17 protein-coding genes and 1 pseudogene are annotated in these 15,610 nt (G+C 38.5%); 11 read left to right on the top strand and 7 right to left on the bottom strand.

Annotated features, from left to right (window positions below; genetic code table 11):
- Positions 1-60: 60 nt before the first annotated feature.
- The 3 genes from MK403_RS08040 to MK403_RS08030 are packed head-to-tail and all read left to right on the top strand — an operon-like array spanning position 61 to position 2,189.
- Positions 61-702 carry an amino acid ABC transporter permease gene (locus MK403_RS08040; RefSeq protein ID WP_084973639.1) on the top strand — a complete coding sequence of 214 codons (642 nt, stop codon included), beginning with the start codon at positions 61-63 and terminating at the stop codon, positions 700-702.
- 9 nt (positions 703-711) lie between these two features.
- The gene (locus tag MK403_RS08035) at positions 712-1,341 is read left to right on the top strand and encodes an amino acid ABC transporter ATP-binding protein (protein ID WP_268709528.1); all 630 of its coding nucleotides are present in this window, start codon (positions 712-714) and stop codon (positions 1,339-1,341) included.
- A gap of 11 nt (positions 1,342-1,352) precedes the next feature.
- On the top strand, positions 1,353-2,189 hold the full coding sequence (locus tag MK403_RS08030; RefSeq protein WP_268709556.1) for an amino acid ABC transporter substrate-binding protein: 837 nt from the start codon (positions 1,353-1,355) through the stop codon (positions 2,187-2,189).
- Positions 2,190-2,465: 276 nt separating this feature from the next.
- On the opposite strand, the gene lysS is transcribed toward MK403_RS08030, so the two are convergent.
- The 5 genes from lysS to MK403_RS08005 form a co-directional block, all read right to left on the bottom strand.
- Positions 2,466-3,956, bottom strand: coding sequence for a lysine--tRNA ligase (gene lysS / locus MK403_RS08025; protein WP_268709527.1), 1,491 nt, complete (start codon positions 3,954-3,956; stop codon positions 2,466-2,468).
- A gap of 138 nt (positions 3,957-4,094) precedes the next feature.
- Positions 4,095-4,718, bottom strand: coding sequence for a histidine phosphatase family protein (locus MK403_RS08020; protein WP_125415180.1), 624 nt, complete (start codon positions 4,716-4,718; stop codon positions 4,095-4,097).
- Complete coding sequence (locus MK403_RS08015) at positions 4,718-5,200, bottom strand: aminoacyl-tRNA deacylase (protein WP_268709526.1); 483 nt, start codon at positions 5,198-5,200, stop codon at positions 4,718-4,720. Before MK403_RS08015 ends, MK403_RS08020 begins: the two co-directional genes overlap by 1 nt.
- Positions 5,200-6,042 carry a DUF368 domain-containing protein gene (locus tag MK403_RS08010; protein WP_268709525.1) on the bottom strand — a complete coding sequence of 281 codons (843 nt, stop codon included), beginning with the start codon at positions 6,040-6,042 and terminating at the stop codon, positions 5,200-5,202. The genes MK403_RS08015 and MK403_RS08010 overlap by 1 nt, the downstream gene beginning before the upstream one ends.
- Before the next feature lie 106 nt (positions 6,043-6,148).
- Complete coding sequence (locus tag MK403_RS08005) at positions 6,149-6,949, bottom strand: glycoside hydrolase family 25 protein (RefSeq protein WP_268709524.1); 801 nt, start codon at positions 6,947-6,949, stop codon at positions 6,149-6,151.
- A 158-nt stretch (positions 6,950-7,107) separates the two neighbouring features.
- Here MK403_RS08005 and glmU point away from each other — a divergent pair, with 158 nt between their 5' ends.
- The 7 genes from glmU to MK403_RS07970 all read left to right on the top strand — a co-directional run bounded on the left by glmU (position 7,108) and on the right by MK403_RS07970 (position 13,090).
- Positions 7,108-8,487 (top strand): bifunctional UDP-N-acetylglucosamine diphosphorylase/glucosamine-1-phosphate N-acetyltransferase GlmU, encoded by a 1,380-nt coding sequence (gene glmU, locus MK403_RS08000; RefSeq protein ID WP_268709523.1) that lies wholly within the window; start codon positions 7,108-7,110, stop codon positions 8,485-8,487.
- Between the two features lie 9 nt (positions 8,488-8,496).
- A complete protein-coding gene (locus MK403_RS07995) occupies positions 8,497-9,042 on the top strand; it encodes an NUDIX hydrolase (RefSeq protein ID WP_268709522.1) in 546 nt (181 codons plus the stop codon).
- Positions 9,043-9,053: 11 nt separating this feature from the next.
- Complete coding sequence (gene macP / locus MK403_RS07990; RefSeq protein ID WP_268709521.1) at positions 9,054-9,365, top strand: cell wall synthase accessory phosphoprotein MacP; 312 nt, start codon at positions 9,054-9,056, stop codon at positions 9,363-9,365.
- 16 nt (positions 9,366-9,381) lie between these two features.
- Positions 9,382-10,074: a 5'-methylthioadenosine/adenosylhomocysteine nucleosidase gene (locus MK403_RS07985; protein ID WP_268709520.1), complete on the top strand. Its 693-nt coding sequence runs from the start codon at positions 9,382-9,384 to the stop codon at positions 10,072-10,074.
- Between the two features lie 76 nt (positions 10,075-10,150).
- A complete protein-coding gene (gene rocS, locus MK403_RS07980; protein ID WP_084947939.1) occupies positions 10,151-10,645 on the top strand; it encodes a chromosome segregation protein RocS in 495 nt (164 codons plus the stop codon).
- Positions 10,646-10,726: 81 nt separating this feature from the next.
- Positions 10,727-11,317, top strand: a complete 591-nt coding sequence (locus MK403_RS07975; protein ID WP_084947942.1) for a 3'-5' exonuclease — start codon at positions 10,727-10,729, stop codon at positions 11,315-11,317.
- Between the two features lie 9 nt (positions 11,318-11,326).
- On the top strand, positions 11,327-13,090 hold the full coding sequence (locus MK403_RS07970) for a glycerophosphodiester phosphodiesterase (RefSeq protein WP_268709519.1): 1,764 nt from the start codon (positions 11,327-11,329) through the stop codon (positions 13,088-13,090).
- 47 nt (positions 13,091-13,137) lie between these two features.
- Here the strand turns inward: MK403_RS07970 and MK403_RS07965 are convergent, their stop codons facing one another.
- Both MK403_RS07965 and MK403_RS07960 read right to left on the bottom strand, forming a co-directional pair.
- Positions 13,138-13,437 carry a YbaB/EbfC family nucleoid-associated protein gene (locus tag MK403_RS07965; protein ID WP_061416779.1) on the bottom strand — a complete coding sequence of 100 codons (300 nt, stop codon included), beginning with the start codon at positions 13,435-13,437 and terminating at the stop codon, positions 13,138-13,140.
- Between the two features lie 71 nt (positions 13,438-13,508).
- Positions 13,509-13,907: pseudogene (locus MK403_RS07960) on the bottom strand (site-specific integrase); the annotation flags it as partial.
- A 972-nt stretch (positions 13,908-14,879) separates the two neighbouring features.
- Here MK403_RS07960 and cas6 point away from each other — a divergent pair.
- Positions 14,880-15,608: a CRISPR-associated endoribonuclease Cas6 gene (gene cas6 / locus MK403_RS07955; RefSeq protein ID WP_084973617.1), complete on the top strand. Its 729-nt coding sequence runs from the start codon at positions 14,880-14,882 to the stop codon at positions 15,606-15,608.
- Positions 15,609-15,610 lie beyond the last annotated feature (2 nt).

Genomic DNA, 15,610 nt, shown 5'->3' with positions numbered 1-15,610 from the left:
ACCCTTGCTAAATTGTTTATTTATGCTATAATAGGAACAATTATTTTTAGGAGGTACAGTATGTCTTATTTGTTTGAGATATTACCGAGTTTATTGAGCGGTGCAAGCATGACTTTACAGGTTTTTGTACTGGTCTTGATTTTTTCTATTCCCTTGGGCGTTTTGATTGCTTTTGCCTTGCAAGTCCATTGGAAGCTCCTCCATTATCTGATCAACATTTATATCTGGATCATGCGGGGAACACCCTTGCTCTTGCAATTGATCTTTATCTATTATGTGCTCCCAAATATTGGGATTCGTTTGGATCGCCTTCCTGCGGCTATTATTGCCTTTGTTTTGAATTATGCAGCTTACTTTGCTGAAATCTTCCGTGGGGGGATTGATGCTATTCCTAAGGGTCAATATGAGGCTGCTAAGGTCTTGAAGTTTAGCCCTTTTGCCACAGTGCGCTATATTATCTTACCACAGGTGACCAAAATTGTTCTTCCTAGTGTATTTAATGAAGTCATGAGTTTGGTCAAGGATACTTCTTTGGTCTATGCCTTAGGTATTTCAGATTTGATTTTGGCTAGTCGTACTGCAGCCAACCGTGATGCTAGTCTGATTCCTATGTTCTTGGCAGGAGCAATTTACTTGATTTTGATTGGTATTGTGACTATCCTTGCCAAAAAAGTTGAGAAGAAGTACAGTTACTATAGATAGGAGGTTGCCATGTTAGAATTACGAAACATCAACAAGGCCTTTGGTGGCAAACAAATCTTAACTAATTTCAGCCTATCAATTCCTGAAAAGCAAATCCTGGCAATCGTAGGTCCATCAGGAGGTGGCAAGACCACCTTGTTACGTATGCTAGCTGGATTGGAAACAATCGATTCTGGAAAAATCTACTATAACGGCGAATCGCTGGCTATAGATGAACTAGAAAAGCGCAACCTACTAGGATTTGTCTTCCAAGATTTTCAACTTTTCCCTCATTTATCAGTTCTGGACAATTTGACCCTATCGCCTGTGAAAACTATGGGAATGAAGCAGGAAGAGGCCGAGAAGAAGGCACGTGGACTCTTGGAACAGTTAGGACTAGCAGGGCATGCAGATGCTTATCCCTTCTCACTATCAGGTGGGCAAAAGCAGCGGGTGGCTTTGGCGCGTGCTATGATGATTGACCCAGAAATCATTGGTTACGATGAACCAACTTCTGCCTTGGATCCAGAATTACGCTTGGAAGTGGAAAAACTGATTTTGCAAAATAGGGAACTTGGGATGACGCAAATTGTGGTTACCCACGATTTACAATTCGCTGAAAATATTGCGGATGTATTATTAAAAGTAGAGCCTAAATAGGAGGAAAAATGATGAAAAAATTGATGCTTGTATTAGTCAGTCTAATGACTGCTTTGTTCTTAGTAGCTTGTGGGAAAAATTCTAGTGAAACTAGTGGAGATAATTGGTCTAAGTACGAGTCTAACAAGTCTATTACCATTGGATTTGATAGTACTTTTGTTCCAATGGGATTTGCTCAGAAAGATGGTTCCTATGCAGGATTTGATATTGATTTAGCTACAGCTGTTTTTGAAAAATACGGAATTACGGTAAATTGGCAACCGATTGATTGGGATTTGAAAGAAGCTGAATTGACAAAAGGAACGATTGATCTGATTTGGAATGGCTATTCCGCTACAGACGAACGTCGTGAAAAGGTAGCATTCAGTAACTCATATATGAAGAATGAGCAGGTATTGGTTACTAAGAAATCGTCAGGTATCACGACTGCAAAAGATATGACTGGAAAGACTTTGGGAGCTCAAGCTGGTTCATCTGGTTATGCGGACTTTGAAGGAAAGCCAGCGATTTTGAAGGATATTGTCGCTAATAATGAAGCGAATCAATACCAAACCTTTAATGAAGCCTTGATTGATTTGAAAAACGATCGAATTGACGGCCTATTGATTGATCGTGTCTATGCAAACTATTATTTAGAAGCAGAAGGCGTTTTAAACGATTATAATGTCTTTACAGTTGGACTAGAAACAGAAGCTTTTGCAGTTGGAGCACGTAAGGAAGATACAACTCTGGTTAATAAGATAAATGAAGGATTTTCTAGTCTTTACAAGGATGGTAAGTTCCAAGAAATCAGTCAAAAATGGTTTGGAGAAGATGTGGCAACCAAAGAAGTACAAGAAGGAAAGTGAAATAAAATAGTGGATGAGACTGCGTTTTGATTAGCAAAACGTAGTCTTTTTATCAATTGGGAAAGCGCATGATAGCCATTTAATATAGCGTATTAAATCTGGAATAGTATACTGTGACTTCTAAAACATTGCTAGAAATTGATTTGACTTTTCCAATCAATTTGTTCAGATTTTATTTCATTTCACTATATTCTGGAAAGATTTTCTAAATTTTTTCCTCAAATTGAGTCTCTTTTCTTATCAAAAAATCCTCTGGCAAAACCAGAGGATAAGGGTTTATTTCATTGTTGGGAAAAGCAATACGTCACGGATAGTAGTTGTATCTGTGAGGAGCATGCAGAGGCGGTCAATACCGATTCCCAAACCACCTGTTGGTGGCATACCGTATTCAAGAGCCTCAATGTAGTCGTAGTCGATACCTGTTGCTTCGTCGTCACCAAGTTCTTTAGCTTTTGCTTGGGCTTCAAAACGGCTAAGTTGGTCGATTGGGTCGTTCAACTCGGTAAAGGCATTACCGTATTCTTTAGTCATGATGAAGAGCTCGAAACGGTCGGTAAAGCGCTCGTCTTCAGGATTTTTCTTAGCGAGTGGAGACACAGCTACTGGATGTCCATAGACAAAGGTTGGTTGAATCAAGGTTTCTTCAACGTACTCTTCAAAGAAAGCGTTGATGATGTGACCGACTTCAGTGTAGTGTTTCTCAACTGGAACTTTCTTCTCAGCAGCGATAGCTTTAGCTTCCTCGAAGGTCATTTCTTGCCAGAAATCTACACCAGTAATTTCCTTGATAGCATCCACCATGTGAACGCGTTTAAATGATTCGTTGATCTTAATTTCAGTTCCTTGATAGTTTACTGAACCATCCCCCTTAACTGCCTTAGCAGCGTGTTGGATAATGCCCTCAGTCAAATCCATGATGTCTTGGAAATCTGCATAAGCTTGATAAACTTCGATAGAAGTGAACTCAGGGTTATGAGTGGCGTCCATTCCTTCGTTACGGAAGATACGCCCAATCTCGTAAACACGTTCCATACCACCAACGATGAGGCGTTTCAAGTGAAGCTCAGTTGCGATACGAAGTACCATGTCAATGTTTTGGGCATTGTGGTGAGTGATAAATGGACGAGCAGCAGCCCCACCAGCTTCATTATGAAGAACAGGTGTTTCCACTTCAAGGAAGCCTTTTTGGTCAAGGTAACGACGGATTTCAGAGATGATTTTTGAACGAGTGACAAAGCGCTCAAAACTTTCACGGTTAGAGATCAAGTCAAGGTAACGTTTACGGTAAATTGTTTCAACGTCAGTTAAACCGTGGAATTTCTCAGGAAGCGGGCGAAGTGCTTTAGACAAGTGTGTGATGTGAGTTGCCTTGATAGAAAGTTCTCCCATATCTGTACGCATCACTTCACCTTCGACACCAAGGAAGTCACCGAGGTCAGCCTTTTTGAAGATTTCGTAGTTTTCTTCACCGACTTCGTCTTTACGAACGTAGATTTGGATTTGACCTTCTCGGTCTTGAAGATGGGCAAAACCGACTTTACCTTTACCACGTTTGGTTACTAAGCGACCTGCAATTGTAGCAGTTTCGTTTAATTCATGTAATTGTTCTTTATCAAGTTCTGCAAATTTGTCTTTTAGTTCTTGAGAGTTAGCAGTACGTTCAAAACGTTTTCCGAAGGGATCGATTCCTTGTTCACGGAGCGCAGCCATTTTTTCACGGCGAACGATCTGCTGGTCATTTAGTTCTTCCATATGTTCTATAGACATGGGTTCCTCCTAATTTTACTCAAAATTGAATACGATGAGTCATTTTTTACGATACTCCCATTTTATCATAAATAGCAGAGAAATTCACGGATATTCTTTGAAAACTAAAAAGAACTTAACCATTAAGATCAAGTTCCATTATTTTTCTTGATAGGAAGTATCATTCCATCTTTCCAGAGTGAAGGTTTCAAAATCCTCGGTTTCTAAAACTGTTAGACTAGCATTTGCTAAACCTCCATCTTTTCGAAGAAGGGGTTCTTTATAACCTAAAAGTGTTCGAAGGCTAGCAGTGAGATTTGCCCCATGACCGACGATTAGAATGTTTTCAGCCGGACTTCCTTTCAGAGATTTGATAAATTGAATAGTACGCTGGGTCGTAGAGTAGAGGGATTCCGCTTCAAACATCTTCGTATCAAACTGAGCCAGATTTGAACGAAAAGCCTTGATTTGTTGTGGATAGATGGCATTGAGCGTTGCGATTTTTAAACCTTCAAGTTTTCCAAGTTGCCATTCGCGCAGGTCAGGAATACTTTCTAAAGGACAGGGTGTCTGGAGTTGACTTTGGATAATTTCAGCAGATTTGACCGCTCGAGGTAAATCACTTGAATAAATCTTATCAAAAGGTATTTCCTTGAGATACTGGCCAAGTTGCTTTAGGATATCAATAGACTCTGGAAGAAGGGGAGAGTCCCCACTAGCACCTTGAAAACGTCCTTCAAGATTCCAGAGAGTGCGACCATGACGAACAAAATAGAGTTTCATTACTTACTGTCCTCCAAGATATCTGCAAAATCCGCTTTTACAAAGCTGGCCAAGTCTCGAGGGCGTACGATGATACTATGTCCGACTTCCCCAGCAGAGACGATCATTTGGTCCAAATCCAAAGCAGTCTGATCAATAAAAATTGGATAATTGTGTTTTTGGCGAATGCCGACAGGGTTATTTGCCCCATGAATGTAGCCTGTCGTTTTTTCCAAGTCCTTCTGTGGAATCATGCTCACCTTTTTATTGCCAGAAACCTTTGCTAGTTTTTTCTCGGCGAGGTGTTCTGTTATGGGAAGGATTCCGATAATTGGCCCCGTTTTGTCCCCTAATAAAGCCAAGGTTTTAAAGATATGTGTTCGATCATACTCTGAAGGAAGTTCACCCTCAAGCGCATTGATTTGAATACCAGTATGGTCAATCCCTGCCTTGGTCAAGATCTGCTCGACCAAGGTTTTTTTAATCTTAACTTTCTTTGCCATTATTTATACTTATCCTCCAGCTGGCTCATCCAGATACCAAGCCAAATGCCAAGCGCAAAGAAGAAGGCAATTAGAACATAACTCACAATAGAAAGCCCAGTGTATTGGATACTTTCAGCATTTCCAGCATTTGGAATCAAAATTAAGAGAGTACTCGACAGTACAATTCCAATAATAAAGTGATAAACACGAGAGTGATAGTTGTTCAAGGCGTGGTCCATTAATTTTGAAAAGATAATGAGAGTTGCTCCTGCACCAATCCCGATAGGAAGGAAGGTACCAAATAAATCAAAAGTCTTAAAACCAGTCAGCATTGGAGCGTACAGTCCCAAAATCAAAAGTAGATTTGACGGACTTAAACCAGGCACCAAGACACCAAGAGCTAAAAGAACACCTGCCAAGATGAAGTTTACAAAACTAGCACTGAGTGAACCTACAACAAAATTTAAAGCGTAGAGGCCCAATCCTGAAAGGATAAAGGTAGTCCAGAACCAGACTAGGTCAATCTTATCACGATCAGACTCCCGAGTAGATTCTTTAAGGAGGCTAGGAACTGTACCGATGATAGCTCCAGCAAAGCTCCACAAAACATAGACTTGATAGTTTTCTAGCAAATACTCGATTGGATAGGAAAACAAACCAATGCCTAGCAACATCCCGATAGCTACTGGGATAAAGTAAAGGACATTCTCTTTAAAATCCTTAAAGGGATGAGCCAGAAAGCCAATCATTCGCTCGTAAATACCCAAAATAGCTGCTAAAACACCGCCAGAAATTCCCGGTAGGATAAATCCTAATGCGATGACGATTCCTTTAATAACTCGTGCAATCCATGAAAACATAATAAAATCCTCAATTTCATAAAATTCTTTCTCTATGCTATCAATTATAACACAGACAGGGAGAAAATGAAAAAACAAGTGAAAAAGTTTGTTATTTTCACTTGTTTTATGGCCTTAAAAATAGTTTTCTGAAGGTTTCTTCCTTGTCTTTGTCAGTAGAAATCAGATTGATGTCCAAATGATGTTCAAATCCTGCAATTCTCCCCTTAGAAGTGTACTGGTGGAGATCGTAGTCCAGATCGGTATTTGGTTTAGTTTCAAAATAACCAGAGTCGGTTCCATAGGAAGGGATCCAAATAGCAGTGAACTTATCTGTATTGATACTATGCTCTTGCATGAAGTAAACCCCAACGTAGATACCGATGTTTTTAGCACCGAGAGTTGCTAGTTTGGAACGAAAGGCCTCAACACCTTCGTTCATATCGGACATTGTTTTTTCTTCAACATCTAACCAGTAGTAGCTAGGATTGTAGGGAGAAGCAGCGTTGTAGAAGACTTCAGCAGCCTTCTCCATTTCTTCCTTATTTTTTCCAGCTACATAGGCATAAACCCCCACAGGGACATTCCGTTTTTGGAATTCTGATATGTGATTTTTATAAGCTTTATCGACACCATTGATAAAGGCAGCATCATTTGCTTCAGTATGCTGAGCCCCATTGTGCACGCGAACGATAACACCAGAAATGTTTTGAGCCAAGGTGTCGTAGTTAATCTCCTCAGGTCTTTGCCAACCAGAGACGTCGATAATGGGTTTGTCAAGATTATGCAAGGCTTGTGTTTCAACTTGAAGAGCATTTGGTTTAGTTTTGATAGGATGGTCCTCAAAACTTGGTTTGTTGAGGAGTAAAATCGCTATGAAAATTCCAAATAAACTAAAAATAATAGCAGGATGAATTTGTTTTCTCATATTTATTTAGTTTATCGTAAAAATTTAAAAAAATCAAAGGAAACAGTTTAGAAATGTAGACAAGTAGGGGAGATTTTCAGGAAAGCACCTGTTTGTTTGTTCTTTAAAAGTAAAATTATGGTATAATATAAGGGAATTTTTACAGAAAAGAGAATAGTATGTCAAATTATGCCATTATTTTAGCAGCGGGTAAGGGTACTCGCATGAAATCAGATCTTCCCAAAGTACTTCATAAAGTAGCAGGAATTTCGATGTTGGAACACGTTTTTCGTAGTGTTGGTGCTATTCAACCTGAAAAAACAGTTACTGTAGTTGGTCACAAGGCGGAGCTAGTTGAGCAAGTCTTGGCTGGTCAGACAGACTTTGTTACCCAATCAGAACAACTAGGAACAGGGCATGCTGTCATGATGGCAGAGCCCATTCTCCAAAATCGCACTGGGCACACCTTGGTTATCGCTGGGGATACTCCTCTGATTACAGGTGAAAGCTTGAAAAACCTCTTGGATTTCCATATCAATCACAAAAATGTGGCGACTATTTTAACAGCTGAAGCGGCAGATCCTTTCGGATACGGTCGAATCGTCCGTAACGATAACGCTGAAGTTCTTCGTATTGTTGAGCAGAAAGATGCCACAGACTTTGAAAAACAAATCAAGGAAATCAATACTGGAACTTATGTTTTTGATAACCAACGTCTTTTTGAAGCTCTTAAAAATATCAACACCAACAATGCTCAAGGTGAATACTATATTACCGATGTGATTGGGATTTTCCGTGAAGCTGGTGAAAAGGTTGGTGCCTATACTCTGAAAGACTTTGATGAAAGTCTTGGGGTAAATGACCGTGTAGCTCTTGCGACTGCAGAAGCAGTGATGCGTCGCCGTATCAATCACGCTCACATGGTCAATGGTGTCAGCTTTGTTAATCCAGAAGCAACTTACATCGACATTGATGTCGAGATTGCTCCTGAAGTCCAAATCGAAGCCAATGTTACCTTGAAAGGTCAGACGAAGATTGGGGCAGAGACTATTTTAACAAATGGAACTTATATCGTAGATAGTACCATTGGCTCTGGAGTCGTGATTACGAACTCTATGATTGAGGAAAGTAGTGTTGCGGACGGTGTGACAGTTGGTCCTTATGCCCATATCCGTCCAGGTTCAAGCCTAGCTTCCCAAGTTCACATTGGAAACTTCGTAGAAGTTAAAGGTTCTTCAATCGGTGAAAATACCAAGGCGGGTCATTTGACTTATATTGGAAACTGCGAAGTGGGTAGCCATGTTAACTTTGGTGCTGGTACCATTACAGTAAACTATGACGGGAAAAACAAATACAAGACTGTTATCGGTAACAATGTCTTTGTTGGCTCAAACTCAACCATTATTGCTCCAGTTGAATTAGGTGACAATTCTCTCGTTGGAGCTGGTTCAACCATTACCAAGAATGTTCCAGCTGATGCCATTGCGATTGGTCGTGGACGACAAGTTAACAAAGACGAGTACGCAACACGCTTACCTCATCATCCCAAGAACCAGTAGGAGTTTGTCATGGAATTTGAAGAAAAAACGATTAGTCGGAAGGAAATCTATCAAGGTCCTATTTTCAAACTAGTACAAGATCAGGTGGAACTACCAGAAGGAAAGGGGACTGCTCAACGTGACTTGATTTTTCACAATGGGGCTGTTTGTGTACTAGCTGTGACAGCTAAGGACAAAATTGTCCTCGTTAAGCAATACCGAAAGGCTATTGAGGCGGTCTCTTATGAGATTCCTGCAGGTAAACTGGAAATTGGTGAAAATGCAGATCCAATGGCAGCGGCACTTCGTGAATTGGAAGAAGAAGTTGCCTACACTGGTAAATTAGAACTGTTGTACGATTTCTATTCTGCGATTGGTTTTTGCAACGAAAAATTAAAACTCTACCTTGCTAGTGATTTGGTCAAGGTGCAAAATCCTCGCCCACAAGATGATGATGAAACCTTGGAAGTCCTAGAAGTAAGTCTAGAGGAAGCCAAAAACCTGATCCAGTCAGGTCATATCTGTGATGCCAAGACCATTATGGCGATTCAGTACTGGGAACTACAAAAGAAATAGAGGAGCAACCCATGGGAAAACCTTTATTAACAGATGAAATAATTGAACGTGCCAACCGAGGTGAGAAAATCTCAGGACCACTTCTTCAAGATGATGAGGAAACAAAGATCCTACCAACGTCTTCACAACATTTTGGTAATTCACGTTCTAGAGACCACGGCTTTAGTCGAGATACCTTAACAATCGAAGTAGAGCCAACGATTCACAAGAGTCGCCGAATTGAGAACACCAAGAGAAATGGTTTTAATTCAAAACTCAATCGTATCTTGTTTGCAGTCATACTACTCTTGATTTTGTTAATTTTAGCGATGAAACTCTTGTAATTGGAAAGGACATCAAATGAAAATTGGAATCATTGCAGCAATGCCAGAAGAGCTCGTACACTTGACTCAAAATTTAGATAGAGCGCAAGAAGTCCAAGTTCTCGGAAATACCTACTATACTGGCACTGTTGGTAATACTCAAGTTGTCCTAGTTCAGAGTGGGATTGGGAAGGTCATGTCGGCTATGAGTGTAGCTGTTCTAGCTGACCATTTCCAAGTAGAAGCCATCATCAATACAGGTTCTGCAGGTGCACTTGCAGAAGGGATCGCTGTCGGTGATGTAGTAATCGCGGATAAACTGGCCTACCATGATGTGGATGTGACTGCATTTGGCTATGCTTATGGTCAGATGGCTGGTCAACCTCTTTACTTTGAATCAGATCAGAAGTTTATCACTAGAATTAAAGAAAACTTATCTCAATTAGAGCAGACATGGCACCTAGGCTTGATTGCTACAGGGGACAGTTTTATAGCTGGAGATGATAAGATTGCTAGTATCAAATCTCACTTCCCTGAAGTTTTAGCAGTGGAGATGGAAGGGGCTGCTATTGCTCAGTCGGCGCAGGCTCTTGACCTACCTTTCCTCGTCATTCGTGCTATGAGTGACAATGCCAATCACGAAGCCTCGATCTCTTTTGATGAGTTTATCATTGAAGCTGGACGTCGTTCTGCTCAAGTCTTACTAGCCTTTTTAAAGGCCTTGGATTAAGCGGAAATTTGACAGTTTATCTAGCTTATGATAAGATTTAAATAAAGAAAAGCTAGAAAACGTTTCAGAGGATATTATGAGTATTGAAATGACCGTCAGTGAGATTGCAGAGGTCTTAGGACTATCTCGTCAAGCAATCAACAATCGTGTCAAAGAACTTCCAGAAGAGGACACAAAAAAAAATGACAAAGGTGTAACTGTAGTTACTCGAAGTGGTTTAATCAAGCTAGAAGAAATCTATAAAAAAACAATTTTTGAAGATGAACCAGTCAGTGAAGATGTCAAACAACGCGAACTGATGGAAATCTTGGTTGATGAGAAAAATGCTGAAATTCTTCGATTGTATGAGCAACTCAAGGCCAAAGACCAGCAGTTAGCAGAAAAAGATGAGCAGATGCGCATCAAAGATCGCCAGATTGCTGAAAAGGACAAACAGTTGGACCAACAGCAACAGTTAACTCTTCAAGCTATGAAGGATCAAGAAAGCTTGAAACTCGAGTTGGACCAAGCAAAAGAAGAAGTCCAAGCAACCAAAAAAGGCTTTTTTGCTCGCCTTTTTGGAGGAAAATAAAGAAGCTGTTTGGGTTATTCACTAACCTAATGGCTTCTTTTATTATTTATAGTTTAATTTGAATAGTAATTGAGGTAAAACATGGAAAAATTAAGAGACTATATCGCCTTTGATTTGGAATTCAATCAACATGAAGGGGTTACCCATTTAATTCAAGTATCAGCAATTCGCTTTCAAGATGGACAAGAAAGCGCTGCTTTTGATTCTTATGTTCATACCAAAGTACCTTTAAAGAGTTTTATCAATGGTTTGACTGGAATCACAGCTGAAACTTTGAAAGATGCGCCAAAAGTAGAAAAAGTTTTAAAAGACTTTCAGGCATTTGTTGGCAACTTACCTATCGTAGGTTACAATGCAGCTAAGAGTGATTTGCCTATTCTCTTGGAGCATGGTATTGATTATCGTGACCAGTATAAGGTTGATGTATATGATGAGGCTTTTGAACGCCGTAGTTCTGACCTACACGGAATAGCAAATCTTAAATTACAAACTGTTGCGAATTTTTTAGGCTTTCACGGGAAGTCACATAATAGTTTAGAGGATGCCCGCATGACGGCGCGTGTTTACGAAGCTTTTTTGGAATCGGATGAAGGAAAGCTATTATTAGAAGACCAGAGTAGTTTTTCTATGAATCCCTTTAATAGCTTAGACTTATCTCAATTTTTAGACTAGGAGTGCCTAATGAAACCTGAAAAACCTAAAAAACTAGGTTTTAGGAAAATTTACCTCAACCTAGATAAAGTTCTTTTCCTCTTTTTCTTAATTTTCATGATGGTGGAATATCTGTGGCTACCTCTCAATTCTTGGCTTGCTGGTCTTTTACTCAGCCAAACAGGCTATTTGTTTATTTCTTACAATAATATTTTTGCCATTATCACGAGTTCTCCTTTAATCAGTCTGGCCTTTCTCGTCTTGATTGTAATCAATCTTTTGGTGGCCTATTTCCAGATTTGCCTCCTCTTTATTGGGGCGCGTCACCTTCTCTACCACGAAAAGAGAACCTTGATTGAGTACAGTCGCAAAGTTTTCCAGCAAAGTTTTCTGTTCATGAAACGCTTGAGCTTCTGTAAGATGGCCTTTGTATTCTTCTACGTAGCCATGCTCTTTCCTTTCATCAGGAAAATTTTAAAAATTTATTACTTAAATAAAATCGTTATTCCAGACTTTATTGTGACTTATCTGGAAGACAAGTACTGGCTAGTGGGCTTGATGATTTTTGCCTCTGCTTGGATTTTGCTCTATGTGTCTGTCCGACTTATGTTTGCCCTTCCGAAGATTCTCTTTGAAAAGAGGACTGTGAGAGAAGGAGTAAAATATAGCCTACAAAAGACAAAAAAACAAGTTCTCTTTTATGCTTGGAACTTGCTACTCATTATTATTAAAACCTATCTCTTTTTCTTCCTTCTCTTGACTCCCTTGCTAATAGGACAGATTGTAATTGACAATTTAACACAGAAAGAATCACTGATTCTTGGAGTTATCAACTTTGTCTTGATAAAAAACATCCACTATATGGCCTTGACCTATTTCCTTGTTAAGTTTGTCTCCTTTTTGACCGGTGAGGAACTGGAGATTATACCAAGAAGAAAGAAAGACCATTTGATGAGATGGGGAGTTATGGGCTGCGCTAGTATCTTTTTTGCGCTGGAAGGTTATATCTATCTGGAAGCTCCTGTGACAAATACTCCTTTAGTCATTTCACATAGGGGCGTTTCAAATAAAAATGGTGTACAAAACACTGTACAATCTTTGGAAAAAACAGCGCAACTAAAACCAGATTTGATTGAAATGGATGTACAGGAGACCAAAGATGGTCAGTTTGTGATGATGCATGACGCCAATCTTAAGAACTTAGCAGGTATCAATGCCAGACCTCAAGACTTGACTTTGGAGGAGTTGACAGGGTTAGATATTTCTGAAAATGGCTATCGAACCAAAATATCTAGTTTTGATGACTATCTCAATCGCGCGAATGAACTTCATCAAAGATTGTTGATTGAAATCAAAACCAGTAAAAAAGACAGTCCACAAATGATGGAACGTTTTCTAGAGAAGTATGGAACGATTATCAAGCAGTATGGTCATCAGATGCAATCACTAGACTATCATGTGATTGACCAAGTTTTGAAATATGATTCGACTATTCCAGCTTATTTCATCTTGCCTTATAATAGTATTTTCCCAAAAACCAAGGCAACTGGCTATACCATGGAGTATTCAACATTGGATGAATATTTTGTCACTAAACTTTGGTATACAGAACAAAAGCTTTACGTATGGACCATCAATAGCTCTGACGCACTTGATAAATCGTTGCAGTTGTCAGTGGATGGGATGATTACAGATGACATGGAGATGCTACAGGAGACTTTAGCAGCAGCTCAGGAAGATCCAGAATACACCGATCTCCTTTTGAAAAAAGCTACGGAGTTTTTTAATTTCTAACATAGAAAAAAAGGAGAAGTGAACCTTCCTCCTTTTTCTGTAGGTGATTAGAATGGTAATTTTCCAGCGAAAGCACCTAATTTTTTCTTAGTCGTTTCGTCGATTTGTTCTAGAGCAGCGTTGATGGCTTGAACGGTCATATCAGACAAGGTTTCTAGGTCTTCTGGATCTACAACTGCTGGGTTAAAGTCAATGCTGACCACCTTTTTGTCTCCAGTTAAAGTTGCTTGGACAAGGTCTTGAGCAGATTTTCCAACAAATTGCATAGCAGCGAGTTCTGCTTGACTTTGTTCCATTTGTTTTTGAAGTTTTTGTGCTTGGCGCATCATGTTTTGCATGTTCATCATAAGATTTTTAAGATTCCTTTCGTATCAAGGCTTTGAGCCTTGTTTTATAAATTTTTTTGCCATTTTTTGCCCTAGAAGTTGTCAAAAGCATTGGCGACTTCTTTTTGTTGAGTTGGGAATAAGTGAGAATAGATGTTGATAGTTGTATTAATGCTACTGTGTCCAAGTCGTTTCATAAGTGTAAAAAATATAGAATCTTTTCCCTCACCGTTTCTGAGTCCTTTTGAAATTAGAAACGCTGCATGTGAGTGTCGGAAATCGTGATTACGAATCATTTTTAATGACGCAGGTATTCTTTTTTTCAATTTAATCTTTTGATTAGAAACCATTGGAGCAGTCAGTTGTAAAGGACTGTCTTGAAAGATTTGTAAGTTTTCTGTATTGTCCGTAAACTCTACTAATAGGTGAGCTTGTTTTTCTTTCCATTGCGTTAGTTCTTGAACGAATGCTTTATGAATGTAAATTCGACGTATAAAAAGCACCACGCTTATCCTCTTTTAAAATATTTTCTTACGTAGAAATCTCACAAAGATACTCAACAGATATTTTAAATGTTACTTGGTTAAGCTATGAAGTCTATACTTAGATTCGTATTACTTGGACTTTACTCTTGTGGAGGTTCCCTCGCTTTCTATGACATATTCTCTCACCTGTCAGTTTACTGAAATCGTGGCTAATATTAACTCACTAGCTTTGGTTGAGACAGTATCATTGAAGTACACTATTGATTATATCATTTTTGAACTCTATTGAAAAGCCAAATTTTCCCCAATAGAACTTACTGAAATACGTCCAATTCTTTTATTATTATAAATTATATAAAGCTTCACAAACTAGTTCGTTCATTCTTCCATTTGTAACAAGAGCAAAACATGCATTTTGTCTATATTCTAAACACATTTTTGGAAAACTAGTCACCTTTTAATGAAGAAGTTTAGGTAACTAAACAATTTATTATTCAAAATAACTTTGATGAGGATAATCCGATTTACTAAGTCTATTCGTGAATTATAGAAAACATCTATGTATTGGAGAATGTAAGCGTATTAGTTTTGAAGCCTTTATGCTTAATACTGATTGTTGTATAAAATGATTCAAAACTGCTATTACCGTGTGGAAAGTCTTTATCATCATTTGAATGTTGAATACGATGACTCACTAGCAAATTGTCCAAAATAGACTTTTTCTTCAATCTGAAATAACTGCTAAGTTATTCTCGTCTATTTTAATTTTGTATTAGCTAAATCTACTGCAATATTTTTGAATCCTGAATTATTGGTATCAACAAGTTGTAGCACTATTTATTTGATTTGAAGAGCAAGCAGTGATTTCACAGTTGATTTAAGATGATAAAATGTAACAATATAATTTGACAGCGGTTACAAAATTTTGTAATATCTATAATATAAGAAGATGTGTATTAATTCAGGGAGGAATCTAGGATGCAATTATTAATTGAACTGCAAAAAATTGATCAGTTTATCTTGCCAGTAAACTATAATTACCTTCTTCAATCGATGATTTATAATTTATTGAAAAATAAGGAAGACTTATCTGCGCAACTTCATGAGAGGGGCTATCAGTTAGAGGATAAACATTTTAAGTTGTTTACATTTTCATTGTTGCAAGGTCAATATAAAATGCGAGGAAAACAAATAGAGTTTCTTGATAAGGTGCGTTTTGAAATTAGAACGATTGATCAATCCATTTTATTCACTATTGCAGAGGCTTTGTCAAATCTAGATGAATTGCGAATTGGTCGAAACCTTGTAAAAATTTTAAATGTAAAAATTGAACAGAAGAAATTAACGGGGACTTCTTATAAGATTCGGATGATTTCTCCCTTGGTGGTTCGTTCTACAGATGCTGACACCAAAAAAACATTGTATTACAATCCGTTTGATACGGAATTTAAGAACAGAATCATGGAGAATTTTGCGAGGAAATATCAAGCTTATTATCATAAAGTACCGACAGGTAGATTTGATATAGAGCCGATAAATTTTTCTTTAAAGAATAAATTTGTTACCAAATACAAAGACTATCTCATAACGGGTTGGAAAGGAGAATTTGAGATAAGAGGAGATGCGGAGGTATTGGATTTCCTCTATCAAGTTGGGCTTGGTGAGAAGAATTCGATGGGATTCGGAATGTTTGTAATTAAAGAATAGGA

Origin of the sequence: Streptococcus oralis (assembly GCF_026782285.1) — a bacterium.
In the GTDB taxonomy this organism is placed as follows: Bacteria; Bacillota; Bacilli; order Lactobacillales; family Streptococcaceae; genus Streptococcus; species Streptococcus oralis_CG.
This window is presented reverse-complemented; position numbering and strand designations above follow the sequence as displayed.

Coding starts and splice junctions, on each gene's coding strand:
- MK403_RS08040 (WP_084973639.1), top strand. CDS start 61: ATGTCTTATTTGTTTGAGATATTACCGAGTTTATTGAGCGGTGCAAGC.
- MK403_RS08035 (WP_268709528.1), top strand. CDS start 712: ATGTTAGAATTACGAAACATCAACAAGGCCTTTGGTGGCAAACAAATC.
- MK403_RS08030 (WP_268709556.1), top strand. CDS start 1,353: ATGAAAAAATTGATGCTTGTATTAGTCAGTCTAATGACTGCTTTGTTC.
- lysS (WP_268709527.1), bottom strand. CDS start 3,956: ATGTCTATAGAACATATGGAAGAACTAAATGACCAGCAGATCGTTCGC.
- MK403_RS08020 (WP_125415180.1), bottom strand. CDS start 4,718: ATGAAACTCTATTTTGTTCGTCATGGTCGCACTCTCTGGAATCTTGAA.
- MK403_RS08015 (WP_268709526.1), bottom strand. CDS start 5,200: ATGGCAAAGAAAGTTAAGATTAAAAAAACCTTGGTCGAGCAGATCTTG.
- MK403_RS08010 (WP_268709525.1), bottom strand. CDS start 6,042: ATGTTTTCATGGATTGCACGAGTTATTAAAGGAATCGTCATCGCATTA.
- MK403_RS08005 (WP_268709524.1), bottom strand. CDS start 6,949: ATGAGAAAACAAATTCATCCTGCTATTATTTTTAGTTTATTTGGAATT.
- glmU (WP_268709523.1), top strand. CDS start 7,108: ATGTCAAATTATGCCATTATTTTAGCAGCGGGTAAGGGTACTCGCATG.
- MK403_RS07995 (WP_268709522.1), top strand. CDS start 8,497: ATGGAATTTGAAGAAAAAACGATTAGTCGGAAGGAAATCTATCAAGGT.
- macP (WP_268709521.1), top strand. CDS start 9,054: ATGGGAAAACCTTTATTAACAGATGAAATAATTGAACGTGCCAACCGA.
- MK403_RS07985 (WP_268709520.1), top strand. CDS start 9,382: ATGAAAATTGGAATCATTGCAGCAATGCCAGAAGAGCTCGTACACTTG.
- rocS (WP_084947939.1), top strand. CDS start 10,151: ATGAGTATTGAAATGACCGTCAGTGAGATTGCAGAGGTCTTAGGACTA.
- MK403_RS07975 (WP_084947942.1), top strand. CDS start 10,727: ATGGAAAAATTAAGAGACTATATCGCCTTTGATTTGGAATTCAATCAA.
- MK403_RS07970 (WP_268709519.1), top strand. CDS start 11,327: ATGAAACCTGAAAAACCTAAAAAACTAGGTTTTAGGAAAATTTACCTC.
- MK403_RS07965 (WP_061416779.1), bottom strand. CDS start 13,437: ATGATGAACATGCAAAACATGATGCGCCAAGCACAAAAACTTCAAAAA.
- cas6 (WP_084973617.1), top strand. CDS start 14,880: ATGCAATTATTAATTGAACTGCAAAAAATTGATCAGTTTATCTTGCCA.